Origin of the sequence: Micromonospora sp. C28SCA-DRY-2 (assembly GCF_030519475.1) — a bacterium.
Taxonomy (GTDB): domain Bacteria; phylum Actinomycetota; class Actinomycetes; order Mycobacteriales; family Micromonosporaceae; genus Micromonospora.
On record NZ_JAUMKD010000004.1, the window covers coordinates 26,138 to 49,674 of the forward strand.

Sequence of the window (23,537 nt, forward strand, 5' to 3'; positions counted from 1 at the left end):
CGTGGTGTTACTCACCGTACAAGCCGGGACAACCGTCGGTCCGCGAGCGGCTTGCCGCCGGTCTGGCAGGTCGGGCAGTACTGGAGGCTGGAGTCGGCGAAGGAGACCTCCCGGACGGTGTCCCCGCAGACCGGGCAGGGCTGCCCGGTACGGGCGTGGACCTTCAGCCCGGAGCGCTTCTCGCCCTTCAGTTCCGCCGCCTTCTGCCCCAGCGACCGGCGTACGGCGTCGCCGAGCACCTGCCGGGTGGCCTCGTGCAGCGCGGCCAGTTGCTCGTCGGTCAGCCGGTCGGTGATCGCGAACGGGGACAGCTTCGCCGCGTGCAGGATCTCGTCGGAGTACGCGTTGCCGACCCCGGCGAGCACCGCCTGGTCGGTCAGCACCCCCTTGACCTGGCCCCGGCGGCTGCGCATCCGGGCGCTGAAGGTGGCCAGGTCGGCGGCGAGCGCGTCCGGGCCGAGCTTGGCCACCCCGGGTACCGTCGCCGGGTCGGTGACCAGGTAGACGGCGAGTTTCTTCTGGGTGCCCGCCTCGGTGAGGTCGAAGCCGGAGCCGTCGTCGAGGCGTACCCGCAGCGCGATCGGGCCCTTGCCGGGGCGCAGCGGCGCCGCGGAGGGGAAGCTCTCCCGGTAGTGCAGCCAGCCCGCCCGGGCCAGGTGGACCACCAGGTGCAGGTCGCCGTCGAGCACCACGTCGAGGAACTTGCCGTGCCGGCCGGCGTCCAGCACCGCGCGCCCGGCCGCCGCGGTCGGCGCCGGGTCGTACGTCTTCAGGGCGCTGATCGCGGCGACCTCCAGCCGGTCGACACGCCGCCCCACCGCGCGCTCGCGCAGGTAGCCCGCGAGCGCCTCAACCTCCGGGAGTTCGGGCATCAGCCAACGGTAGCCTTCTTTCCCGTGAGAATCGTGGTGGCGCACAACCGGTACCGGGAAGCCCAGCCGTCCGGGGAGAACACCATCGTCGACGCGGAGATCGCCCAGCTCACCGCGGCGGGCGTCGAGGTGCTGCCGTTCCTGCGCAGCTCGGACGAGATCCCGACGATGCCGAAGACGGCCAAGGCGCTGCTGCCGATCTCCCCGATCTACGCGCCCCGGGCCCAGCAGGAGCTGAGCCGGTTGATCACCGAGCACCGGCCGGACGTGCTGCACCTGCACAACCCGTACCCGCTGCTCTCGCCGTGGATCGTGCGGACCGCGCACCGGCACGGCGTGCCGGTGGTGCAGACGGTGCACAACTACCGCCAGGTCTGCTCCTCCGGGCTCTACTTCCGGGACGGGATGATCTGCCAGGACTGCCGGGGCCGGGCCCTGGGGGTGCCGGCGATCGTGCATCGCTGCTACCGGGGCTCCCGGGCGCAGAGCGCCCTGATGGCCACCACGCTGGCCGTGCACCGGGGCACCTGGCGCTCGGTGGACCGGTTCGTCGCGCTCACCTCGGCGGTCGCCGACCACCTGCGTGACTACGGCATCCCGGCGGAGCGGATCGTGGTCAAGCCGAACGGCATCCCCGACCCGGGCCGGCCCGCGCCGCTCGGCGAGGGCTTCCTCTTCCTCGGCCGGCTCTCCCCCGAGAAGGGGCTGGACCTGCTGCTGGACGCGTGGCGGCGGCACCCGGACGGCGCCCTCGGCCCACTGCGGGTGGCCGGTGACGGCGAGCTGCGCCCGCTGGTCGAGGCGGCGGCCGCCGAGCGGGCCGACGTCACCTTCCTGGGCCCGCTGGACCGTGCCGGGGTGCGCGCCGCGCTGGAGTCCAGCGCCGTGGTGCTGGCCACCTCGACCTGGCACGACGTGCTGCCCACGGTGATCATCGAGGCGCTGGCCGCCGGCCGGCCGGTGCTCGGCACCGCCCTCGGCGGCATCCCCTACCTGGTCGGCGCGGACACCCCCCGGGAGCCGGCCGGCACCGGGCCGGCGGCGGTGGCCTCCGCCGTCGCGGGCGACGGGATGGCCACCCTGCCGTCGGGCGTGGTCGCGGGCGAGGCGGGCTGGGTGGTGCCGCCGGAGCCGGCCGCCCTGGCCGCCGCGCTGCCGCTGGCCCGGGCGGGCGCCGGGACGCTGTCGGCCGCCGCCCGCGCCCGCTACGAGCGGACCTTCCACCCCGACGTGGTCACCAAGCAGCTCATCGACATCTACGCCGGCGTGATGCGCACCGGAACGCCCGTCGACCGCTGACCCCCACCCTCCCCTCCCGTCCCGCCTGCCCCGCCGTCCCCCCCGGCCCGTCTGCGCCGCCGTCCCGCCTCCTCGGCCAGCCCGGCTGGGCTCAGCCCTCGCTGCCCCCAGCCCGCCGGCTGCCACCCGCCCGTCAATCGAAACCGACGTTCCACTCACTGGGATGGCGGAAGATCTTGGTAGGAAACGGCCCCTATAGGGGCCACTTGCTACCAAGATCTCTCGGCGCGGGGCGCGGGGCGCGGGGCGCGGGGCGCGGGGCGCGGGGCGCGGGGCGCGGGGTCAGCGGAGGGAGGCGCGGGCCGAGAAGGCGATGCTGGCCAGCAGGAAGCCCCCGTTGACCACGGTGAAGGCGACCACCACCCAGAACGCCAGGGCGGGGGCGAGCAGCAGCACCAGCGCGGCCACGAAGATCACCGCGCCGTAGTCGCGGACCAGCTTCACCAGGCGTACCGGCAGCGAGGTCGAGGTGACCATGCTGGCCGCGTTCGGACCGGCCTGCATGACCGAGGTGACCAGGTTGACCATCCAGGTGCCGGCGAAGGCCGCGACCAGCCAGGTGGGCGTCGACGGCTCCTGCGCCACGGCCGTGGCCGCCAACGCGGCGACCAGGGCGATCTGGGCGGCCACGTCGCAGAGCACGTCGACCCGGGCGCCGGCCGCGCTGCCCTGCCCGGTCACCCGGGCCAGCTGACCGTCCGCGCAGTCCAGGGCGTACGCCACCTGCCAGCCGACCAGCGCGAGCAGCCCGACCACCCAGGCCGGTGTGTCCCCGTCGGCGACCGGCCCGGCGAGCGCCACCACGGTCACCGAGGTGGCCAGGCCGAGCACCAGGTTGGTCATGGTCAGCGCGGTGGGCGGCAGCCCGAGCCGCTGGGCGACGAGCGCGAAGACCGCGCCCAGCCACTGGCTGATCGATTCGCTGAACAGGCCGCCACCGCGGTTGACCCGGTGGAAGTCGGCGACGGTGGGGCGGGGCTCAGCCAAGCTGGTCGCGGATTGCACCGGCGTAGTCTGCCAGCCGTTCCCGCGTCTCGGTAGGCGTCATCGCGAGGTGTTCGAGGATGGTGTAGCGGTCCGGCCGGGTGGCCGGCGCGAACTGCACCGCCTCGGTGAACTGCTCGTCGGTCAGCCCCAGCTCGGCCGGCGTGGTGGCCAGACCGTGCCGGTGCAGGCAGCGGGCGAGCCGACCGAACCGGTCCAGATCTCCGCGCAGGAAGGTGCAGAACAGGGCACCGAGCCCGACCTGCTCGCCGTGCGAGCCGGTGCCGGGATAGAGCCGGTCGATCGCGTGGGAGATCTCGTGGTCGCCACCGCTGGCCGGGCGGGTCGACCCGCACACCGAGCTGGCGATCCCGCCCAGGATCAGCGCCTCGGCCAACGTGGTGAGGAAGCCGTCGTCGGTGATCTTGCCGGGGTGGTTGAGCAGGGCCTCGGCGCCGGTGCGGGCCAGGGTGACGGCGAGCCCGTCGATCGGCTCGCCGCGTACCTCGTGGGCGAGTTCCCAGTCGGCGCAGGCGTTCAGGTTGCTCACCGCGTCGCCGATGCCGGCCTGGGTCTGCCGGTCCGGGCCGGTCTCCACGAAGTCGAGGTCGACCATGACCGCGATCGGGATGTGCACCCCGTAGGAGCCCTTGCCGCCCTCGTGGTCGAGCGAGGCGGTGGGTGAGGCGATGCCGTCGTTGGCCAGGCTGGTCGCCACGGTCACCATCGGGATGCCGTACCGGGTGGCCGCGTACTTGGCGGTGTCGATGGTCTTGCCGCCGCCGATGCCGACCACCGCGTCGTACTGGCGGCGGCGCAGCCGGTCGCCGAGTTCGTTGGCGGCGTCGATGGTGCCGCCCGCGACCGTGAACACGTCGGCCGCGCCGAGCGACGGCCGGCACAGCTCGACGATCTTCTCGCCCTGGCCGGGACCGACCACCACGGCGACGTCGCCACCGGCGGAGATCCGCCGGTCGGCCAGGAGCGGGCCCAGGTCGGCCACCGCCCCCCGCCGGACCTCGATGGCCAGCGGGGTGTTGACCGTACGGGCTAGTAGCGGCACGCGATCTCCCGCGCCCGGGCCAGGTCGGCGTGGTTGTCCACCTCGACCCAGGAGACGTCCCCGATCGGCGCGGCCCGCACCTCGCCGCCCCGGTCGGCGAACTCCTGGTAGCCGTCCTCGTAGTAGAGGTTCGGGTCCCGCCGCCAGGTGGCCTCCAGCGCGTCGGCCAGGGCGTCGGCCACCTGCGGCTCGATCAGCGTCGCGCCGATGTACTCGCCGTACGCCTCGCCCGGGTCCATGATCTTGGTGATCCGGGTGAGCTGGCCGGCCGCGTCGAAGGTGGTCTTCATCTCCTCCTCGGCCAGCGCCTTGATCGTGTCGACGGCGAGCAGGATGCCCGGCCCGCGCTCGGCCAGCAGCGTCTTCTCCACGCTCACCGGGTGCACGGTGTCGCCGTTGACCAGCAGCACGCCCCGGGAGAAGTGCTCCCGGGCCAGCCAGAGCGAGTAGGCGTTGTTCCACTCCTCGGCCTTGTCGTTGTGCACCAGGGTGAGCGTGACGCCGTACCGCTTCTCCAGGTCGGCCTGCCGCTCGCGGACCGCGTCCGCCGCGTAGCCGACCACGATCACGATCTCGGTGAGCCCCACCTCGGCGAGGTTGCGCAGCGCGATGTCCAGGATGGTGGTCTCACCGTCCACCGGCACCAGCGCCTTGGGCAGGGTGTCGGTGTACGGGCGCAGCCGGCGCCCCGCCCCGGCCGCGAGCACCATCCCGATCATTGAGGCGTCCTCCCTCGTACGACTCCCGGTCACCGGTGGAGGATAGCGCTGCGTGACAGGCCGACCGTGGCCAACCGGGCAGCGGCGGCCGGCCCGGGGGCGTCCGGACGCCCGGTCAGCCGGGCAGTGCCGCGAGGTCGGCGAGCATGGTCAGCCGCTCCTCGGCGGTGAGCACCAGGTACGGCGGGGCGGCCCGGCGGTCGGTCTCCAGCTCGATGGCGAGCCGCTCAGGTCCGGCCGGCAGGGCGGCCACGCTCGACGCGGTGTGCCCCGCTGCGGTCCACGCGGCGGCGTGCGCGTCGGCCCGGTGGTAGCGCAGCGTGCCGAGCCGGTTGAGCAGCAGCACGCCGGGCGGGGTGCCGTCCGGCTCGTACGGCGGCGCCATCGCGCCGAACGCCGCGCCCGTGCCGTCCCCCTCCTCCTCGGCGTGGACCAGCGCGTACGTCAGCAGCCGGCCGAGCGCCTCCACCAACCGGGCCACCCGCTCCTCGTGCCCGGCCCAGAGTTCCCCGGTGACCTGCGCGTGCACCTGCCACAGCTCGGCGAGGAAGGCCGCGCCCCGGTCGGTGGCGGAGAGCCCGCCGTCCGGCCGGCGGTGGATCATCCCGTACGCGACCTGTTTGTCCAGCGCCCGCTGGCAGGCGGCCGGGTCGCGGTAGCGGGTGACCGCGGCGAACCCCGCCCCGTCCACGCTGCCGCCGGGCACGGCCAGCCGGGTGCGGAACTCCACCAGGAACCCGGTCGCGGCCGGCCCGCCGTAGCGCTGGCTGAGCTCGGCGCCGCCGCCGTCGCGGCCGGCCAGCATGGCGGCGACGAAGACCCGGTCGACCGCCGGGGCCACCAGCCCGGCGAACCGGTGCGGCGGCAGCTCGACGGCGTCGCTCACAGACCGATCGAGCGCAGGGCGGCGAAGGCCTCCTCGGCGATCCGCCGGATCAGGCCGTCGTTGACGTCGCGGTGCTCATCGAGCACGGCCAGCTCGTCGGCGCGCAGCCAGCGGAACTCGGTGTGCTTGCCCGCCTCCAGCCGGGGCCGGGACAGGTCGCCGTCGACCCGGACCAGCCAGTCGCTCTCCACCCGGGGCAGGCCGTCGTCGCCGACGTAGCGGTACTCGCCGACCGGGCCGAGCACGTGCGAGACGGTCCAGCCGGTCTCCTCGGTCACCTCGCGGCGCAGCGCGTCGTCGACGTCCTCGCCGGGCTCCAGGTGACCCCCGACGATGTCCCAGCAGTTGGGAAAGAGACGCCGGTCGGCGGACCGCCGCTGGAAGAAGAGGCGGCCGTCGTCGTCGACGATCAGGGCGCCGGCGCAGCGCAGGGGCTCGGTGGACACGCCACGACAGTAGCGAGCGGTCGGGCCTGGCGGCGATGCCCGGTCTTGTCCCGGAAACATCCGGGGTCCACGATGTCCGTACCGGGTGCCACCGTCCCACAGGGGTGATGCGTGATGCAGGTTCGGGAAGCGATGTCCAGCGAGGTTCTCGTGGTCGGCCCGGAGCACACGCTCCGTCAGGCGGCCCGGATGATGACGGCCCGCGGCGTCGGGTCGGCGGTCGTGATCGACCCGGACTCCGAAGGGGTCGGGATCATGACGGAACGTGACGTGTTGAAGGCCATCGGGGCCGGGCTGGACTGCGACGTCGAGCGCACCGGTGAGCACCTGACCTGGGACGTCGTCTACGCCGGACCGGACTGGACGGTGGAGGAGGCGGCCGCCGCGATGGCCCGGGGCGGCTTCCGGCACCTGGTGGTGCTCGACGGTCGCGAGGTGGCCGGGGTCATCTCGGTCCGGGACATCATGCGGGTCTGGGCCGGCAGCCGGATGGTCGGCACCGGCTGAGCCGGGGCTCCGCCCGGCGGGCGCCCCGCCGGGCGGCGCGGGGCCGTTCCCGGTCCGCGCAGCACGACCCGCTCGGCCTTCCGGTCCGACTTGCCGACCACCGGTTGACGCAGGTCACCCGACCCGGTGGCTCAGGATGCGGACATCGCCGTGCCGTCGGCGCGCACCCCGCCGCCGCCCGTACGCTGAACAGCCATGACCGCCGAGCAGCTGATCTCCTTCGCCCGTGGCGCTCCCTCGCTGGACATCGTCGATGTCGAGGGGCTCAAGGCCGCCGCCGTCCGCGCCTTCGACGCCGACCCCGCCGGGGTGACGGCGTACGGCACCTCCGTCGGCTACCTCCCGCTGCGCGAGTGGATCGCCGCGAAGCACGGGGTGCGGCCCGAGCAGGTGCTGGTCACCAACGGCTCGTTGCAGGCCGACGCGTTCCTCTTCGACCACCTGGTCCGGCCCGGCGACGCGGTGGTGGTCGAGCGGCCGACCTACGACCGGACCCTGCTCAACCTCAAGCGGATGGGCAGCGAGCTGCACGGGATCACCATCCAGCCGGACGGGCTGGACACCGCCGAGCTGCGCAAGCTGCTGGAGTCCGGGGTGCGCCCCCGGCTGGCCCACGTCATCCCGAACTACCAGAACCCGGCCGGCGTGACGCTCTCCCTGGAGAAGCGCCGCGAGCTGCTCGACCTCGCCGCCGAGTACGGGTTCACCATCTTCGAGGACGACCCGTACGCCGACATCCGGTTCCGGGGCGAGCCGCTGCCGTCGATGCTGTCGCTGGACACCCGCGGGGTCGTGGTGCACGCGTCCAGCTTCACCAAGACCGTCTGCCCCGGCGTGCGGGTCGGCTACCTGGTCGGGCCGGCTGACCTGATCGCCGACATCGCCAAGAACGCGACCAGCCTCTACATCTCGCCCGGCATGGTCTCCGAGGCGATCGTCCACCAGTTCTGCGTCTCCGGTGACATCGACCGCTCGATCGAGACCGTCCGCGCCGCGCTGGGCGAGCGGGCCCGGGTGCTCGCCGAGTCGCTGCGCCGGCACATCCCGGAGGCCCGGTTCGTGGAGCCGGACGGCGGCTACTTCCTCTGGATCGAGCTGCCCGAGGACGTGCTGGTCGACCGGCTCGCCCCGGCCGCCGCCGAGCGCGGGGTGGCCGTGGTCAAGGGCAGCGACTTCGTCGTCGAGGGCGGGCAGCACGCCCTCCGCCTGGCGTTCTCGGCGGTCACCGCCGACCGGATCGACGAGGGTGTCCGGCGGCTGGCCGAGGCAGTCGCGGCCGTCCGGGGCTGAATTCTGTCGGGTTTCCGACAATAAAGCGATACCGGCCGTCCCGGGACTCCCGCCGGGGCGGCCGGCGGCCCACAATGCTGCGAGCGTCACTCACCACCTGTAGCGGAGTCCGGTCTCGCGCAGCGCCCCCGCGCCCACCGGCGCGTACGCGGGCCACCCGAGCCGCCGTCACGGTGAGTGGCGTGACCAGCACAACCCCCGCCCCCAAAGGGTGCCGGGTGGGCCGTGTCGTCCCTCACCCCCCGATGCGACCCGGCCCGCCCGGCGCCACCCCCGCACCTGATCATCACGGGCGGTGACGGGCGCGGCGGCGTAACCTGCAAGCCGCAGCGGAGCGTGGGAAGGGGGGCACGATGACGGACCGTGTCGAGCGGGTGGCACCGCCGAGCGCCGGCCGGGTGCTCAAGCCCCGGGCCTGGGTGGCGCCGGTACGGGCGATGGCCCGCCGCCGCAGCGCCGACGACTCCCGGGACACCGCCCCGCCCAGCGGCCCCGGCCGCAGCGCCGTGGTCGACTGCGCGCTCTACGTCGACGGCCGGCGGCAGCCCGGCGACTGGGACTACGCCGAGGCGCTCCACGCCGCCCGCGAGGCGGAGCACGGCTTCGTCTGGCTCGGCCTGCACGAACCGTCGCTGGACGAGATGACCGCCATCGCCGCCACCTACGGGCTGCACGAGCTGGCGGTCGAGGACGCGGTCAAGGCCCAGCAGCGTCCCAAGCTGGAGCTCTTCAACGAGGTCAGCTTCCTGGTGCTGCGCACCGCCCGGTACTGCGAGCACGCCGAGCTGACCGAGACCTCCGAGGTGGTCGAGACCGGCCAGGTGATGCTCTTCATCGGGCCGAACTTCCTGGTCAGCGTCCGGCACGGGGACGCCTGCCGGCTCTCGCCCGTCCGGGCCGACCTGGAGACCAAGCAGGAACTGCTGCTCCAGGGCCCGTGGGCGGTCGCGTACGCGATCACCGACCGGGTGGTGGACCTCTACCTGGAGGTGGCCGACCGGCTGGAGGACGACCTCGACACGCTGGAGGCCGAGGTGTTCGACCGCCAGGCCAGCGGCCGGATCCAGCGGATCTACCAGATGAAGCGGGAGCTGGTGGAGTTCAAGCGGGCGGTGACCCCGCTGCAACGGCCGCTGACGACGCTCACCTCGCAGATGAACCGGGACGTGCCCAAGGAGGTGCGCCGCTACTTCCGGGACGTGCAGGACCACCTCAGCCGCACCGTCGAGCAGGTCAACTCCTACGACGACCTGCTCAACTCGATCCTTCAGGCGCGGCTGGCCCAGGTGACGGTCGACCAGAACAACGACATGCGCAAGATCGCCGCATGGGCGGCCATCGCCGCGGTCTGGACCGCCATCGCCGGCATCTACGGCATGAACTTCGACGTCATGCCCGAGCTGCGGATGACGTACGGCTATCCGGTCGTGCTCGCGCTGATGCTCGCCATCTCGCTCGCGCTCTACCGCTGGTTCCGCCGCAACGGCTGGCTCTGACCGCCCGCCGTCGGGCCTCGCCTGCCCGACGCGCGCCCGCCGTAAGCCGGGCCCGGGGCCCGGACGCGGAAGCGCCGGCGTCACGGGGTGACCCCCGCCTCGCCGGCGCCTCCCGCGGCCCTCCGGTCCGCAGCGCCCTGACCCGCGGGTCAGCGGCGCCCGTTGGTCCGGGCGGTGTTCTTGCCCAGCGCCTTGCTCAGGTCGTCCGCCGGCCGGCCGGAGACGTCCCGGGCACCCTCGGCCACCGAGGGGACCTTCTCGGTCGCCTGGATGGTCGGCTGCACCCCGGGCGAGGTGGTGGAGGCGCTGTCGCCGCCGGCCACCGCCGAGCTGCCGGCCCCGGTCGGGCCGCCGGCCACGCCCGAGCCGCTGGACATGGTGGACGCGTCGGTCACCCCGCTGCCGCCGCCGGAGCGGGTCTTCACCTCGATGGTGTCGACCTCGTCGCGCATCGGCTCCAGCGTGCGGGTCGGGTCGTACTCGGCCCACTCCTGCTGTTCCCGGCGCCGACGCATGGCCATCGCGCCGGCCAGGCCCGCCACCGCGCCCGCGGCGAGCAGACCGGTCATCATGGACCCGCGACGGCGGGGCTGCTTCTTCTTTCCAGTGATCCGCATGTTCTTCGCCTTGGCCTTCCTGGTCATCGAGCCCGCCTGGCCGGCACCGTCACGAGCGACCGCCGCCAGCGGCGCGAGCGTGGTGAGCGTGGTCCCCCAGCCGGTCGCGGCCCGGTCACGCACCTTCGCCGCCGTCGGCGCGACGAAGCCCCGGGCCGCCTGGACCCGCGGGCCGACGCTCGCGCCGGCGCCCTTCGCGGCATGGTTGGCCGCCTGCATCAGGTGGCTGATGCTCTGGTTCAGCTCGGCCCTGGCGAGCTGCCCCTGGGACTTACGCCGCCCGATTCCAAACACGGTCCCACCTCCTGGGAGTTGTTCCTCCGTCATCCTCCACCTTCGGATGCCTCCGCATGGCCAGATCGGGCACATGGGAGGATCCGCATGGAACTGACCGACAAGTGAGGAGTACCCGTGGCCGAGGCTGTCTACGCCACCCTGCACACCAACGCCGGCCCGATCCGGCTGGAGCTCTTCCCCAACCACGCGCCGAAGACCGTCCGCAACTTCGTCGAGCTGGCCCAGGGCAAGCGCGAATACATCGACCCGCGTACCGGCCAGCCGGGCAGCGGTCCGTACTACGACGGCACCATCTCGCACCGGGTGATCGCCGGTTTCATGATCCAGATGGGCGACCCGACCGGCACCGGTCGCGGCGGGCCGGGCTACAAGTTCGCCGACGAGTTCCACCCGGAGCTGCGCTTCGACCGGCCGTACCTGCTGGCGATGGCGAACGCCGGGCCGGGCACCAACGGCTCGCAGTTCTTCATCACCGTCTCGCCGACGCCGCACCTGAACAACCGGCACACCATCTTCGGCCAGGTCGCCGACGAGGCGTCGGCGAAGGTCGTGGACACCATCGCCAACACCCCGACCGGTCCGAGCGACCGGCCGCTGCAGGACGTGGTCATCGAGCGGGTCGAGATCGAGGGCGGCGAGGGCTGAGCCCCGGCGAGGTACCTTTGCTCGCATGACTGAGCGCTCCGGAGGGCGGGGCCGGACGGGCCCGGACGGAAGGTCGGCGCGGTGAGCGAGTCGCCACCGACCACCCCGGTCTGCTACCGGCACCCGGGCCGGCAGACCTACGTCCGGTGCACCCGCTGCGACCGGCCGATCTGCCCGGACTGCATGCGGGAGGCGTCGGTCGGGCACCAGTGCCCGGAGTGCGTCAACGAGGGACGCCGTAGCGTGCGGCCGGCGCGTACCGCCTTCGGTGGCGGTGCCGCCGGCCGGCACGGCTACGTGACCAAGGCGCTGATCGCGCTGAACGTGCTGCTGATGCTGCTCTCCATCGCCTCCGACCGGGGCGGGGACGCCGCCCTCGGCGGTTCCGGCTTCGGTGGCCTGCTGGGCGGCAGCACCCCGCTCACCGACTGGGGTTCGGTGCTGGGCGGGGCGATCTTCCCGGACGGCACGGTCGGCGGCATCGCCGAGGGCCAGTGGTACCGCCTGCTCACCGCGATGTTTCTGCACTTCGGCGTGGTCCACCTGCTGCTGAACATGTGGGCGCTCTGGGTGCTCGGCCGGTCGCTGGAGGCCAACCTCGGGCCGCTGCGCTTCCTGTCGCTCTACCTGGTCGCCGGGTTCGGCGGGAACGTCGCCGCCTACCTGTTCAGCGAGCCGAACGTGACCACCGCCGGCGCCTCCACGGCCATCTTCGGGCTCTTCGCCGCGCTCATCGTGATCGAACGCAAGATGGGCCGGGACATCTCCCAGGTCATCCCGATCCTGGTGATCAACCTGGTCTTCACGCTGACGGTGCCGGGCATCTCCATCCCGGGGCACCTGGGCGGCCTGGTGGTCGGCGCGGCGATGGCGCTGGTGCTGGCGTACGCCCCGCGGTCGCGGCGCTCGCTGGTGCAACTCGCCGGCGGCGCGATCCTGGTGCTGGCGCTGCTCGGCCTGGCGCTGGTCCGCACCGCCGCCCTGGTCGGCTGACCGGCGGCTCGGCCCGCCACGCCACCTCGGCCCGGCGGGCGGACGCGGGCCGCTCGGCCGGCGGGTGGATCGCGGACCGCTCAGCCGGCGGGGCGGGCGGCGCGCAGCGCCTCGGCCACCTCGGCCGGCTCGGCGCCCAGGTCGGAGCGGCCGAACAGGTGCAGCGACTCGCCGGCGTCGATCTCCAGCACCTCGTTGGCCAGGCCCAGCCGGCCCCGGCGAGCTACGGTGATCGCCTCCACCGCGGCCCAGGGCAGCCGGCGGTGCCCGGCATAACCCTGGATCACCGTGACGCCCTCCGGGTCGACGGCGAGCCGGACCGGGGCGACCACGTCGCGCAGCGCCCAGCCGAGCAGCCCGGCCGCGGCCAGCCCGGCGAGCACCAGTTGGACCGGGTCACCCCCGGCGAGGAGCAGCCCGAGCGCCACCAGCGCGAGCGCGCCGACGGCCTTCAGCGCCGGTAGCGCGGCGGGCACCCGCCACTGCCCGGAGGACTCTGCTGGCATGCGCCCAGCATGCCAGCGCACCCGGGGGCGGACGACCACCGCACCGAGGACGTAGACTCGGGACCGAGCCAAGTTACCGGGGAGTAGACATGAGTGACGCGGTTATCGTCGGCGCCGTACGCACCCCGGTGGGGCGACGCAAGGGCAGCCTGGCCACGGTGCACCCGGTGGACCTGTCGGCGCACGTGCTGCGCGCCCTGGCCGAGCGCACCGGCATCGACCCGGGGCAGGTCGACGACGTGGTCTGGGGCTGCGTGTCGCAGGTCGGCGAGCAGTCCTGGAACATCGCCCGCAACGGCGTGCTGGCCGCCGGCTGGCCGGAGTCGGTGCCCGGCACCACGCTCGACCGGCAGTGCGGCTCCAGCCAGCAGGCGCTGCACTTCGCCGCGGCCACCGTGCTCTCCGGTCAGGCCGACCTGGTGGTCGCCGGTGGCGTCGAGTCGATGACCCGGGTGCCGATGGGCTCCAGCGTGGCCGGCGGGATGCCCTTCAGCGACCAGGTGCGCGACCGCTACCGGGGCGTGGAGGGCTTCGCCGACGAGTCCCCGCTGCCGTTCAACCAGGGCGTCGGGGCCGAGCTGATCGCCCAGCGCTGGCGCTTCTCCCGCACCCAGCTCGACGAGTACGCGCTGGCCAGCCACGAGAAGGCGGCCGCCGCGCAGGACGCCGGCGCGTTCGACGCCGAACTCGCCCCGGTGGCCCTGGCCGACGGTGGCAAGTTCGCCGCCGACGAGGGCATCCGGCGGGACACCTCGCTGGCCAAGCTCGGCGAGCTGGCCACCCCGTTCCGGCCCGACGGCGTGGTCACCGCCGGCTCCGCCTCGCAGATCTCCGACGGCGCGGCGGCGCTGGCGGTCACCACCTCCGAGTGGGCCAGCCGGCACGGCCTGCGCCCGCTGGCCCGGATCCACACCGCCGTGGTCGCCGCCGACGACCCGGTCACCATGCTCACCGCGCCGATCCCGGCCACCGCGAAGGCGCTGCGCCGCGCCGGGCTGGGCATCGAGGAGATCGGGGTGTACGAGGTGAACGAGGCGTTCGCCCCGGTGCCGCTGGCCTGGCTGGCGGAGACCGAGGCCGACCCGGAGCGGCTGAACCCGCGCGGCGGCGCGATCGCGCTGGGCCACCCGCTGGGCGCGTCCGGCGCCCGGATCATGACCACGATGCTCGCCCACATGCGCGACAACGGCATCCGCTACGGCCTGCAGACGATGTGCGAGGGCGGCGGCATGGCCAACGCCACCATCGTCGAGCTGCTCTGACCCCACCGTCCCGGCCGGCCGCCCGATCCGGCGGCCGGCCCGGCGCACTCCCGGTCGGGCGACAGCGGGACGCGGCCTGACCGGACGGCGACCACGGGTACGAACTGGACAGTGGCCGGTCGGGCGGGGATGATCCGAACGCGGCGTGCGGGAGCGGGTGCCGACCCGCCGGTTCCGCCGCCTTCCCGCCCCGTCGTCAGATCGGGAGACCCTTGACGCTCCTCGCCAGCCGGCTCGCCCTGCGCCGTGCCGCCCGACGGGTCCTCGCCGTGGCCGCGGTGGCCACGCTGCTCGCCGGCGCCGCCGTGGTCGACCGGCCCGCCCCGGCCACCGCCGCCGGCTACACCGGCCCGCACCCGGGCACCTTCACCGGCCTGGGCTTCGACACCTGCGCGGCACCGTCGAACGCGGCGATGAAGGCCTGGCTCCAGTCGCCGTACCGGGCGGTGGGCATCTACATCGGCGGGGTCAACCGGGGCTGCGCCCAGGCCAACCTGACCAAGGAGTGGGTCAGCACCCAGCAGGCCGCCGGCTGGCGGTTCTTCCCGCTCTACGTCGGACTCCAGGCGCCCTGCTCCAGCTACCAGCGCCGGATCGACCCCGCCCGGGCCGCGACCCAGGGCCGCGAGGCGGCCGACGACGCGGCGACCAGCGCGCGGAACCTCGGACTCGCGGCGCGGAGCACGATCATCCTGGACCTGGAGCGCTACCCGGCCGGCGACGCCACGTGCACCGGCGCGGTCGACACCTTCGTGAGCGCCTGGACCGGCCGGCTGCACGAGCACGGGTTCCTGGCCGGCGTGTACACCTCGGTCGAGTCCGCCGGCCTCCGTGACCAGGTGGCCGCCTACGCGCGGCCCGGCTACGCCCGCCCGGATCTGATCGACTTCGCCCGCTGGGACGGCATCCGGACGGTGTCGGACGAGGCCATTCCCGCGTCCTACTGGCCGAAGCGCCGGATGAAGCAGTACCGCGGCGACCATCACGAGACCTGGGGCGGGGTCCGGATCAACATCGACAGCAACTATCTGGAACTCGAGCAGCCGGCGTACGCGGTCCGTACGGCGCAGCCGCAGCTGCGCAGGTACGGCACCCTGTCCGGGACGCTCCGCCGGTTGACGCCGGTGCGGTGACCGCCGCGGCCGCCGCCGTCGCACAGGCGGTGCGACGCGGCGTCGTGGAACTTCCAAAATCCCCCTGTGAGCCGCGTCACTGCGGGATGGCCGTCGTTGGGCAGGGCATGGACGTGTTCTCCCGTACGTTCCTCCCGGCCGCCGCCGAGGCCGGACTGGCGGCGCAGACCGTCGCCCGGCACATGCCGGTCTTCCGTGGCTGCGTCGGATCCGGCGACGCGACCATCCTGGTCGGCCGGTGCAACCGTCCCGACCGCCCGATGGCCGGCGAGTACCTGCTGCTGCTGACCCACCGCCGGCTGGTCGTCACCCAGCAGACCCGGGTGCTGCACCGGCTGCGCCTGCACCTCAACACCGAACTGCGCGAGCTGAGCAACGTCACCTGGAGCCCGGACCCCCGGCTGCACTCGGTCGAACTGGCCGCCACCGCTATCGACGGGGTCCGCGAGCGGTTCGTCATCCGTACCCAGCACCCGAAGCAGGTGTGGCAGCTCGACGCCCTGCTCAACCACGCCTTCCGGACCCGGCTGCGCAGTGCCCGGGAGCGGATCGTGGCGACCATCGGCGAGGCACCGGCCACCGCGCGACCGGCCACCCTCCGCCCCGCCACGGTCCGCTGAGCACCGGCCGGGGCGGCCCGCCCCGGCGTCTCCTTACCGAATCCGAACATCCGCCGGCGTCCGTACCGCCGCCGGTGTCGGCAATCATGGGCCGGTGACCGCCGACGCCCAACCGCGCGGGCTCGTCCTCGTGGTCGAGGACGAGCCGGCCATCGCCGACCTGGTCCGGCGCTACCTCAGCCGGGACGGCTTCGGCGTACACCTGGAGCGGGACGGGATGGCGGGGCTGGCCGCCGCCCGCCGGCTGCGCCCGGTGGCCTGTGTGCTCGACATCGCGCTGCCCGGCCTGACCGGCACCGAGATCTGCCGGCGGCTGCGCGAGGCGGGCGACTGGACCCCGGTCATCTTCCTCACCGCCCGCGACGACGAGGTCGACCGGGTCGTCGGCCTGGAACTGGGCGCGGACGACTACGTCACCAAGCCGTTCAGCCCGCGCGAACTGGTCGCCCGGGTGCGGGCGGTGCTGCGCCGCACGGCCGGGCCGCCCGAGGTGGACCGGCCGCGGGTGGTCGGCCGGGTGACCCTCGACCCGGTCCGCCGGACGGTCGCCGTCGCGGGCGCCCCGGTCCAGCTGACCAGCACCGAGTTCGACCTGCTCGCGCACCTGATGGCCCGCCCGGGCCGGGTGTTCACCCGGGAGGAGCTGCTGGCCGCGGTCTGGGGCTACGCCGCGCACGCCGGCACCCGGACCGTCGACGTGCACGTGGCGCAGGTCCGGGCCAAGCTCGGCGCGGCCAGCGTGATCCGGACCCACCGGGGCGTGGGGTACGCCGCCGATGGCTGAGCCGACCCTCGCGCTGCCGGTGGTCGGCCCGCCGCCGGCCCCGCCGCGCCGCCGGTTCGGCCGTACGCTGACCGCCCGCGCGGTGCTGGTCACCTGCGCGGTCGCCCTGGTCTCGGTGCTGGTCACCGCGATCGTCGCGGTACCGCTGGCGGTGCGGGGCGTGGAACGGCGGGACCAGGAGGCGCTGGCCGCCCAGGCCCGGCTGGCCGCCGAGGTGCTGCGTCCCCGGCTGGCCACCGGCCGCACCGCCGACGAGGAGCGGCTGCTCCGCCAGCTGCGGGCGCAGGGCATCGACGCGTACCTGATCCGGCGGGGTGTGCCGGACCGGGCCGGGCTGCCGCCCCGGGTGGTGCAGCGGGTCGCCGAGGGGCGCAACGTCTCGACCCGCCGGCCGGTCGACGGGCGGCGCACCCTGGTCGAGGGGCGCGCGTTGCCGGGCGGCAACGGGGTGGTGCTGACCCGCCGGGTCAACGCACCGTGGCGGCAGGTGCTGCCCGGCCTCTGGCTCCCGCTGCTCGCCGGGCTCGGCGCCGGGGTGGTCGCCGGGCTGCTGCTCGCCCGCCGGCTGGCCCGGCCCGTCCGGCGGGCCGCCGAGGCCGCCGCGCGGCTGCGCGCCGGGGACCGGACGGTACGGGTGCCGGTGGAACCGCCGGAGGAGACGGCCGACCTAGCGTACGCGCTGAACGGGCTGGCCGCCGCGCTGGCCACCAGCGAGGGCCGGCAGCGGGAGTTCCTGCTCTCCGTCTCGCACGAGCTGCGCACCCCGCTGACTGCGATCCGCGGGTACGCCGAGGCGCTGGCCGACGGCGTGATCCCGCCGGACGAGGCGGCCGGCACCGGGCGCACCCTGCTCGCCGAGGCGGAACACCTGGACCGCCTGGTCAGCGACCTGCTGGCGTTGGCCCGGCTGGAGGCGGCCGACTTCCCGCTGGAACCGGCGCCGGTCGACCTGACCCGGCTGGCCGCCGACGCGGAGCGGACCTGGGCCGGGCGCTGCGCGGCGATCGGGGTGTCCTTCCGGGTCGAGGTGCCGGACCGGCCGGTGCCCGCGTACACCGACCCGGGCCGGATCCGGCAGGTGGTCGACGGGCTGCTGGAGAACGCGCTGCGGGTCGTACCGCCGGGGGCGCCGGTGGTGCTCGCGGTCCGGCTGGCGGGCGCGGACGCGGCCGCCGGCGGGGTGGTCGAGGTCCGCGACGGCGGGCCCGGCTTCACCGACGACGACCTGGCGGTGGCCTTCGAGCGCGGCGCGCTGCACCAGCGCTACCGCGGGGCGCGCAAGGTGGGCAGCGGGCTGGGGCTGGCGCTCGCCGCCGGCCTGGTCCGCCGGCTCGGCGGGGAGATCGTGGCGGGGCACGCCCCGGAGGGCGGCGCCGCCTTCACGGTCCGGCTGCCGCCGGATCCTTACCCGGCTCGAACATCGGCCTGACGCTCCGCTCGCCGACGCGGGGCAGGCTGGCAGCACCACGGACGAGAGGAAGACTCATGGCACGTTGGGGAATCGCCACCACCACCCTGCTCGCGGCCGTCGCGCTGGGCGTCGGCGGGTGCGGCGCCGACCAGGTGGGCGGCCAGCCGGTCCGGGAGACCTCCGTCGAGGTGGCCGCGGCGATGGGCGCGGAGGGCCAGGCGCTCGCCGCGCTCGGCTTCGACGCGGGCGACCTGGACGTCGACGCCCTGGCCGCGCCCGCCTCGCCGGCGGCCTCGCCGTCCGCGACCGGGGCGAAGCCGCGGCGCGAGCGCGGCGAGGAGGGGCGCGAGCGCCGCAAGGCCCGGGTGCTGCTGCGCCGCAACATGCTGCACGGCGAGGCCGTGGTGCGGACCAAGGACGGTACGAAGACGGTCGCCGTGCAGCGCGGCGAGGTGACCGCCATCGACGCCGACTCGATGACCGTGAAGTCCACCGACGGCTTCACCATGACCTGGACCTTCGGCGACAAGCTGCGCGTCGTGGAGCGCCGCACCACTATCCAGTCGACCGACGTCACGGTCGGCACCACGGTCGGCGTGGCCGGCGCCAAGGAGGGCGACGGCGGCCTGGCCCGTCTGATCGTCGTGCCGGCCCGCCAGAAGTAGGCCCCCCGCAGCCCGGCCAGCGTCGGCGCACGTTCAGCGAAAGAGTGGCCATTCCGCGGGAAATGGCCACTCTTTCGCTGTACGCGCGTGCGTGGGGTCAGTACACCCGGGAGCCGATGAAGTCGTCGTGCCCGTAGCCGACCGGGTTGGCGAAGGTGCGGGACTCGAACGACCACTGCTGGCGGGTGCTCGACGAGCAGGTGGCCAGCCGCAGCCGTGGGCTGCCCAGCAAGGGGCTGTCGAACGCCAGGCAGAGGTTGGTGTTGCCGGCCGTCTTGATCTGGTTGCCGGCGAGCACGAACTTCTGGTTCGCGCCGCCGTGGCAGTCGTAGATGTTGACGGCCGTGCCGGCGCTCAGCGTGCCGCCGGCCACGTCCAGGCAGCGGTCGTGGGAGAGCTCGGAGTGCAGCGACTGCCGGGTCGGGTCGTACCAGAAGCCCTGGTTACGCCCGCCGTGGCAGCCGTACGACTGCTGCGGGGTGCTGTTGCGCGAGTCGTACCCCTTGCCGTCCACGCAGGTGCCGGTGGCCACGTTGCGCAGCTGCTTGAACTCGAACAGCCCCGGGTAGAGCGCGCCGCTGCCGGTGCTGGCCGGGTCGACGCAGGTGGCCCGCTGTTGACCGGAGTTCCAGAACTGGGTGATGCACTGGGCGAACATGCCGTGCCCCCGGTAGTTCGGGTGGAACGACTGCCGCGCCGCGTTCTCGTCCCAGATGCCGACCTCGATGTAGAGGCCCCGGACCGCTGTGTTGTCGGTGCACACCTCGTGGCCGTGGAAGAGCCGGCTGGCGTCCAGGTAGCGGGTGCCGGTGTTGGTGGCCGCCGCCCGGATGGCCGCCTCGAACAGCGGCACCGCCTTGTTCCGGGCGAACGCCGCGTCGGCCAGGTAGAGCAGGCAGCCGCCGCCGTACCAGCCGGGGAAGTTCGGGTTGTCCTCCACGTCCGGGCTGCCCGGGCTCGGGTACGACATGAGCACCAGCTCGTAGTCCGAGCGCAGGTAACCGGCGTCGGTCATGGTCCGCCGGATGTCGGTGAGCGCGTCCTCCACCGCTCGCCGGCTGCCGTCGGTGCGGACCGTCCACTGGTCGGTGTAGGTGGGGTAGCACGGGCCCTGGAAGAAGACCCGGCGGATGGTGCAGTCGGTGGCGACCGGGCCGAACTGGATAGTGCCGTCGCCGTTCGCGCCGACCACCACCCAGATCAGCTTGAGGTGCGTGTTCCGCGCCTTGATCGCCAGGTGGTCGCCCTGGTTCAGCTCGTTGTGCTGGGTCGGCCCGCCCCGGATCAGGTTCCACGGGGTCGCCCCGGAGCAGGCGATGTTGTACTTCTCGTCGGCGGCGATGCCGGTGCGGAACACCGCCTGGTCGTACGAGCGGTCGCACCAGTTGCCGGGTTCGTGGGTGCCGGGGACGTAGTTGCCCACCCCCTCACCCGAGATCTCGCTGTCGCCCATGGTGATCAGCGCGGTGCGGCGCTGTTCGATCGGGCGGATGGCGGGCGTGCCGTAGAGCGCGGTGGCCTCGGCGGCACGGATCGCCTCCAGGTTGGCGGGGAGCGGCTGGATGGCCGGGCGGTCCGCCGCGGAGGCGGGGGTGGCCGGACCGGCGAGCATCGGCAGGACGAGAGCGGCGGCGAAGACGGCGGTGAGGCTCCGTCGTCGGGTCGCACGTTCGCGCCTGGCAGGGGAACCAAGCATCGACGCACTCCTTTCGCCTCGATCGTTGGGTGTCGATCGAGTTACCGGAAGGTAACGCGCGTGACGCAGGTATGTGAATACGGTTCGGAATCCTTGCGCGCGGTCTGCCGAACCGGGCGATCCCGGCAATCCGCCCCGCCGACGGCCCGGCTGGGACCATCTCGCCCGGCAGGCGGGCCGTCCCGCTCGGCCGGCGGCGGTGGGCGCCGTCCCGTTCGGCCGGCGAGCGGCAGTGGGGCTTCGTGCTCAGCCGGCGGGCGGCAGCGCGTAACCGACGTAGCCGCGGAACTCCAGCCGCCAGCCGGGCGGCACCAGCCGGGTGCAGGTCGGCCGGCTGCCGGTGCAGACGATCGCGTCCACCGAGGCCGGGTCGGCCGGCGGGCGCTCGGGCAGCACCGACTGGAGCGCGACCAGTTCCGGCGGCCGGCCGTCCGGTTCGCGCAGCAGCAGCCACCAGGGGTACTCCCAGTTGTCGTTCTGCTGCACCAGGCCGATCCGGCGGGCGTCGGCCGCCCGGACCGCCTCCGCCGCCCAGCGGAACTCCGCCGTCCACTGCGGACGCCGCAGGAACCGGGTCTCCCAGTCGCCGGTGGTGAAGACCGAGCCGGTGCCGACCAGCCGACGCGGGAAGCCGTACGACACCGCGAGCACCCCGGCCAGCGCGCTGGTCGCCAGCACGGTGACCGCGAGCCCCACCGCCATCGAGCGCCGCCCACCCGGGCCGGTGGCGGCGGCGGTGGTGGCGGTGGCGGCGGACCGGCGGTGGATCAGGGCGTCCAGCCAGACCCCGGCCAGCGGCACGGCCAGCACCAGCGCGTAGAGCAGCAGCCGGTTGCCCCACGGCTGCCACTTGATCATGGCGGTGTGCAGCAGCACCGCGCCCACCACCACCACCGCGTACGCGCGCAGCGTCCCCGCCCGCTCCGGGCTGAGCCGGCCGGGCCGGGCCAGCGCGAACCCCGCCCCGAGCAGGGCCAGCGCGCCGGCCAGCGGGAAGGCCACCCGGTCCTCGTCCGGATACCAGGACGGCACCGGGAAGGTCTCCCGCCCGAAGGTGGTGGCCCGGTCCTGCGGGTCCACCCCGATCAGCCCGGCCACGCCGACGATCGCCTCCGCGCCGGCCCGGCGCAGCGGCGCCAGCGGGGTGTCGAACGCGGTGTGCCCGATGCGCAGCGCGTTGACCACGATGGACCCCGGATCGTGCCGCTCCATCGGGATGGACTCGCGCAGTCGGGGCGGGCCGAGCGGGTGGCCGAACTCGACGGTCACCCGGGCCAGGAACGGCCCGACCACCGCCGCGGCGACGGTCAGGATGAGTAGCGACCCGGCGACCGTACGGGCCGTGCCACCCATCCGGGCCGCGCCCCGGTCGCGGTACGCCAGCCGCAGCTGGGCGAGCCCCCAGAGCACCAGCAGCGGACCGACAGCGATCAGCCCGCTGGTCTTGGTCACCGCGGTCAGCCCGGTGGCCGCGCCCAGCCCGAGCAGGGTGCCCGGCCCGGTGCGCCGGTGCAGCCCGTCCAGCGCGAGGGTGGCCGCGCAGGCCACCCACGCCGCGCAGACCAGGTCGGTCTGGGTGCTGGTCGCCTGGAGCGCCACCATCGGCGTGGTGGCCAGCACGAAAGCGGTGAGCAGCTGGGCCCGCCGGCCGCCGCCGAGCTGGGCGGTGATCCGGGCGCCGACCAGCAGGCAGCCCACCATGGCGGCCCACTGCACCAGGTTGTGCAGCGCGTCCCCGCCGGTGAACAGGCGCAGGTGCAGCAGCAGGTACTCGGCACCCGGCGGGATGGTCACCTGCCGGTGGATGGCGGTGGGCCAGAAGTCCAGGTCGCCCTGCGCCACCCAGTGCTCCACCTTGGGCAGGTGGTAGGTCTGCGAGTCGAAGTTGTTCGGCTCGGCCAGCAGCGCGACCAGCAGCTCGACCAGGACCAGCCCGCCCACGGTGCCGGCGAGCAGCCGCTCGCCGCGGCCCGCCGTACGCCACCACTCGGCCAGCCGGGTCGACCAGCGGGCGCGGTCCGTGCCGTCGGGGCCGGGCTCGGCGGGTGGGTGGGCGGCGGATCCGGGCCCGGCGGTGGCCGGCAGGCCGGCGCCGCTCGCGCGGGCCGGCTCGGCGACCGCCCCGACCAGCGCGTCGGATCGGGCGGCGACGACCGGCCCGGCCGGTCGCGCCGCGTCCCGGCGGCGGCGCCAGCCGGCGGCCGCGCCGGCGGCGGCCAGGAAGAGCAGCCAGGCGACCGCGAACGCGGGCCGGGTGAGCAGCCGCAGCGCGCCGAGCAGTTCCACGGCGAGCACCGCGAACGCACCGGTGACCAGCGCGGCCCGGACCACGGCCAGGCGCAGCGGCGCCACGGCGCCCGGCGCGGCCGGTCGCAGCGCGACGGTCAGCAGGAGAAGCGCGGCGACGGGCGCCAGGGCGAGCGGGTAGCCGGCTGCCGACATGGCCGGAAGTAAACACCATCCGCGGCCGGCTGCCACGGCCGACGCCCGCGGTGGCGGCCACCGCGCCGCTGACCTGCCAGGCTACGCTAGGCCCGACGTATTGTCGCCACCGTGGAGATTCCCGTGAAGCTCTCGATCCTCATGCCGGTCTACAACGAGGAAGAACGCATCGCGGATGCCCTGAAGCAGGCATTGGCGGTCGATTACCCGTGCGAGATCGAGCTGGTCGTGGTCGACGACGGCAGCCGGGACGGCACGGGGGAGATCCTCGGCCGCGCCGACGACGCGCGGCTGCGGGTGGTCACCCACCCGCGCAACGCGGGCAAGGGCGCGGCCATCAAGACCGCCGTCGACAACGCCGAGGGCGACTACATGGTCATCCTCGACGCCGACCTGGAGTACGACCCGCAGGACATCCCCAAGCTGCTCGACCCGGTGCTGGACGGCCGGGCCACGGTGGTCTACGGCAATCGCACCTTCGGCAGTCACAGCGCGTACAGCTTCTGGTACGTGATGGGCAACAAGGGCGTCACGATGGCGGCGAACGTGCTGTTCAACTCCTACATCGGTGACCTGGAGACCTGCTTCAAGCTGATGCCGGTGGCCCTCTACCGCTCGCTCGACATCCGCTCCCGCGGCTTCGGCATGGAGGCCGAGGTGACCGGCAAGCTGCTGCGCCGCCGGATCCGGCCGTACGAGGTGCCGATCAGCTACCGCGCCCGCGGTCGCGAGGAGGGCAAGAAGATCACCTGGAAGGACGGGGTCGAGGCGCTCTGGATCCTCGGCCGCGAACGCACCCGCCGCCGCCCCGCCGGCACCCCGGCCCGCTGACCCTCGGCCCGCCCCGCCGGCACCCCGGCCCGCTGACCAGTAGCCGCCCCTCGACGGCCCGCTCCGCGTGGCC

General features: G+C 74.2%; 23 protein-coding genes. 13 read left to right on the forward strand and 10 right to left on the reverse strand.

What is annotated here, in order from left to right; genetic code table 11:
* Positions 1-11: 11 nt before the first annotated feature.
* A complete protein-coding gene (locus Q3W71_RS17695) occupies positions 12-872 on the reverse strand; it encodes an Fpg/Nei family DNA glycosylase (protein WP_302920465.1) in 861 nt (286 codons plus the stop codon).
* 24 nt (positions 873-896) lie between these two features.
* On the opposite strand from Q3W71_RS17695, the gene Q3W71_RS17700 reads away from it, so the two are divergent.
* Positions 897-2,171 (forward strand): glycosyltransferase family 4 protein, encoded by a 1,275-nt coding sequence (locus tag Q3W71_RS17700; protein WP_302920466.1) that lies wholly within the window; start codon positions 897-899, stop codon positions 2,169-2,171.
* A gap of 282 nt (positions 2,172-2,453) precedes the next feature.
* Here Q3W71_RS17700 and Q3W71_RS17705 read toward each other — a convergent pair whose 3' ends face one another.
* The 5 genes from Q3W71_RS17705 to Q3W71_RS17725 form a co-directional block, all read right to left on the reverse strand.
* Positions 2,454-3,176 (reverse strand): CDP-alcohol phosphatidyltransferase family protein, encoded by a 723-nt coding sequence (locus Q3W71_RS17705; protein ID WP_302920467.1) that lies wholly within the window; start codon positions 3,174-3,176, stop codon positions 2,454-2,456.
* The gene (locus tag Q3W71_RS17710) at positions 3,151-4,218 is read right to left on the reverse strand and encodes an iron-containing alcohol dehydrogenase family protein (RefSeq protein ID WP_302920468.1); all 1,068 of its coding nucleotides are present in this window, start codon (positions 4,216-4,218) and stop codon (positions 3,151-3,153) included. The genes Q3W71_RS17705 and Q3W71_RS17710 overlap by 26 nt, the downstream gene beginning before the upstream one ends.
* On the reverse strand, positions 4,206-4,937 hold the full coding sequence (locus Q3W71_RS17715) for a phosphocholine cytidylyltransferase family protein (protein WP_302920994.1): 732 nt from the start codon (positions 4,935-4,937) through the stop codon (positions 4,206-4,208). Before Q3W71_RS17715 ends, Q3W71_RS17710 begins: the two co-directional genes overlap by 13 nt.
* Positions 4,938-5,052: 115 nt before the next feature.
* On the reverse strand, positions 5,053-5,823 hold the full coding sequence (locus Q3W71_RS17720) for a hypothetical protein (protein ID WP_302920469.1): 771 nt from the start codon (positions 5,821-5,823) through the stop codon (positions 5,053-5,055).
* Positions 5,820-6,269, reverse strand: a complete 450-nt coding sequence (locus Q3W71_RS17725) for an NUDIX domain-containing protein (protein ID WP_302920470.1) — start codon at positions 6,267-6,269, stop codon at positions 5,820-5,822. Before Q3W71_RS17725 ends, Q3W71_RS17720 begins: the two co-directional genes overlap by 4 nt.
* Positions 6,270-6,383: 114 nt before the next feature.
* Between Q3W71_RS17725 and Q3W71_RS17730 the strand changes: the two genes are divergently transcribed.
* The 3 genes from Q3W71_RS17730 (at position 6,384) to corA (ending at position 9,562) form a co-directional block, all read left to right on the forward strand.
* Positions 6,384-6,776: a cyclic nucleotide-binding/CBS domain-containing protein gene (locus Q3W71_RS17730; RefSeq protein WP_302920471.1), complete on the forward strand. Its 393-nt coding sequence runs from the start codon at positions 6,384-6,386 to the stop codon at positions 6,774-6,776.
* Positions 6,777-6,971: 195 nt separating this feature from the next.
* A complete protein-coding gene (locus Q3W71_RS17735) occupies positions 6,972-8,066 on the forward strand; it encodes a PLP-dependent aminotransferase family protein (protein ID WP_302920472.1) in 1,095 nt (364 codons plus the stop codon).
* A 353-nt stretch (positions 8,067-8,419) separates the two neighbouring features.
* On the forward strand, positions 8,420-9,562 hold the full coding sequence (corA, locus tag Q3W71_RS17740; RefSeq protein WP_302920473.1) for a magnesium/cobalt transporter CorA: 1,143 nt from the start codon (positions 8,420-8,422) through the stop codon (positions 9,560-9,562).
* Between the two features lie 149 nt (positions 9,563-9,711).
* On the opposite strand, the gene Q3W71_RS17745 is transcribed toward corA, so the two are convergent.
* Complete coding sequence (locus Q3W71_RS17745; protein WP_302920474.1) at positions 9,712-10,506, reverse strand: hypothetical protein; 795 nt, start codon at positions 10,504-10,506, stop codon at positions 9,712-9,714.
* Positions 10,507-10,590: 84 nt separating this feature from the next.
* Here Q3W71_RS17745 and Q3W71_RS17750 point away from each other — a divergent pair, with 84 nt between their 5' ends.
* Positions 10,591-11,121: a peptidylprolyl isomerase gene (locus tag Q3W71_RS17750; RefSeq protein WP_109898719.1), complete on the forward strand. Its 531-nt coding sequence runs from the start codon at positions 10,591-10,593 to the stop codon at positions 11,119-11,121.
* Between the two features lie 81 nt (positions 11,122-11,202).
* Positions 11,203-12,114, forward strand: coding sequence for a rhomboid family intramembrane serine protease (locus Q3W71_RS17755; RefSeq protein WP_302920475.1), 912 nt, complete (start codon positions 11,203-11,205; stop codon positions 12,112-12,114).
* An 80-nt stretch (positions 12,115-12,194) separates the two neighbouring features.
* On the opposite strand, the gene Q3W71_RS17760 is transcribed toward Q3W71_RS17755, so the two are convergent.
* Positions 12,195-12,620, reverse strand: a complete 426-nt coding sequence (locus Q3W71_RS17760; protein WP_302920476.1) for a PH domain-containing protein — start codon at positions 12,618-12,620, stop codon at positions 12,195-12,197.
* Between the two features lie 89 nt (positions 12,621-12,709).
* Between Q3W71_RS17760 and Q3W71_RS17765 the strand changes: the two genes are divergently transcribed.
* From Q3W71_RS17765 to Q3W71_RS17790, 6 genes are all read left to right on the forward strand, one after another.
* Positions 12,710-13,882, forward strand: a complete 1,173-nt coding sequence (locus Q3W71_RS17765; protein WP_088996573.1) for an acetyl-CoA C-acyltransferase — start codon at positions 12,710-12,712, stop codon at positions 13,880-13,882.
* A gap of 212 nt (positions 13,883-14,094) precedes the next feature.
* The gene (locus tag Q3W71_RS17770; protein WP_302920477.1) at positions 14,095-15,015 is read left to right on the forward strand and encodes a DUF1906 domain-containing protein; all 921 of its coding nucleotides are present in this window, start codon (positions 14,095-14,097) and stop codon (positions 15,013-15,015) included.
* Between the two features lie 107 nt (positions 15,016-15,122).
* Positions 15,123-15,635, forward strand: coding sequence for a hypothetical protein (locus Q3W71_RS17775; RefSeq protein ID WP_302920995.1), 513 nt, complete (start codon positions 15,123-15,125; stop codon positions 15,633-15,635).
* Positions 15,636-15,729: 94 nt separating this feature from the next.
* Positions 15,730-16,419, forward strand: a complete 690-nt coding sequence (locus Q3W71_RS17780) for a response regulator transcription factor (RefSeq protein ID WP_302920478.1) — start codon at positions 15,730-15,732, stop codon at positions 16,417-16,419.
* The gene (locus Q3W71_RS17785) at positions 16,412-17,848 is read left to right on the forward strand and encodes a sensor histidine kinase KdpD (protein ID WP_302920479.1); all 1,437 of its coding nucleotides are present in this window, start codon (positions 16,412-16,414) and stop codon (positions 17,846-17,848) included. Before Q3W71_RS17780 ends, Q3W71_RS17785 begins: the two co-directional genes overlap by 8 nt.
* 56 nt (positions 17,849-17,904) lie before the next feature.
* Positions 17,905-18,495, forward strand: coding sequence for a hypothetical protein (locus Q3W71_RS17790; RefSeq protein ID WP_302920480.1), 591 nt, complete (start codon positions 17,905-17,907; stop codon positions 18,493-18,495).
* 97 nt (positions 18,496-18,592) lie between these two features.
* Here the strand turns inward: Q3W71_RS17790 and Q3W71_RS17795 are convergent, their stop codons facing one another.
* Positions 18,593-20,191: a ricin-type beta-trefoil lectin domain protein gene (locus Q3W71_RS17795; RefSeq protein ID WP_302920481.1), complete on the reverse strand. Its 1,599-nt coding sequence runs from the start codon at positions 20,189-20,191 to the stop codon at positions 18,593-18,595.
* A 246-nt stretch (positions 20,192-20,437) separates the two neighbouring features.
* Positions 20,438-22,633 (reverse strand): hypothetical protein, encoded by a 2,196-nt coding sequence (locus tag Q3W71_RS17800; RefSeq protein ID WP_302920482.1) that lies wholly within the window; start codon positions 22,631-22,633, stop codon positions 20,438-20,440.
* A 123-nt stretch (positions 22,634-22,756) separates the two neighbouring features.
* Between Q3W71_RS17800 and Q3W71_RS17805 the strand changes: the two genes are divergently transcribed.
* Positions 22,757-23,464: a glycosyltransferase family 2 protein gene (locus Q3W71_RS17805; protein ID WP_302920996.1), complete on the forward strand. Its 708-nt coding sequence runs from the start codon at positions 22,757-22,759 to the stop codon at positions 23,462-23,464.
* Positions 23,465-23,537 lie beyond the last annotated feature (73 nt).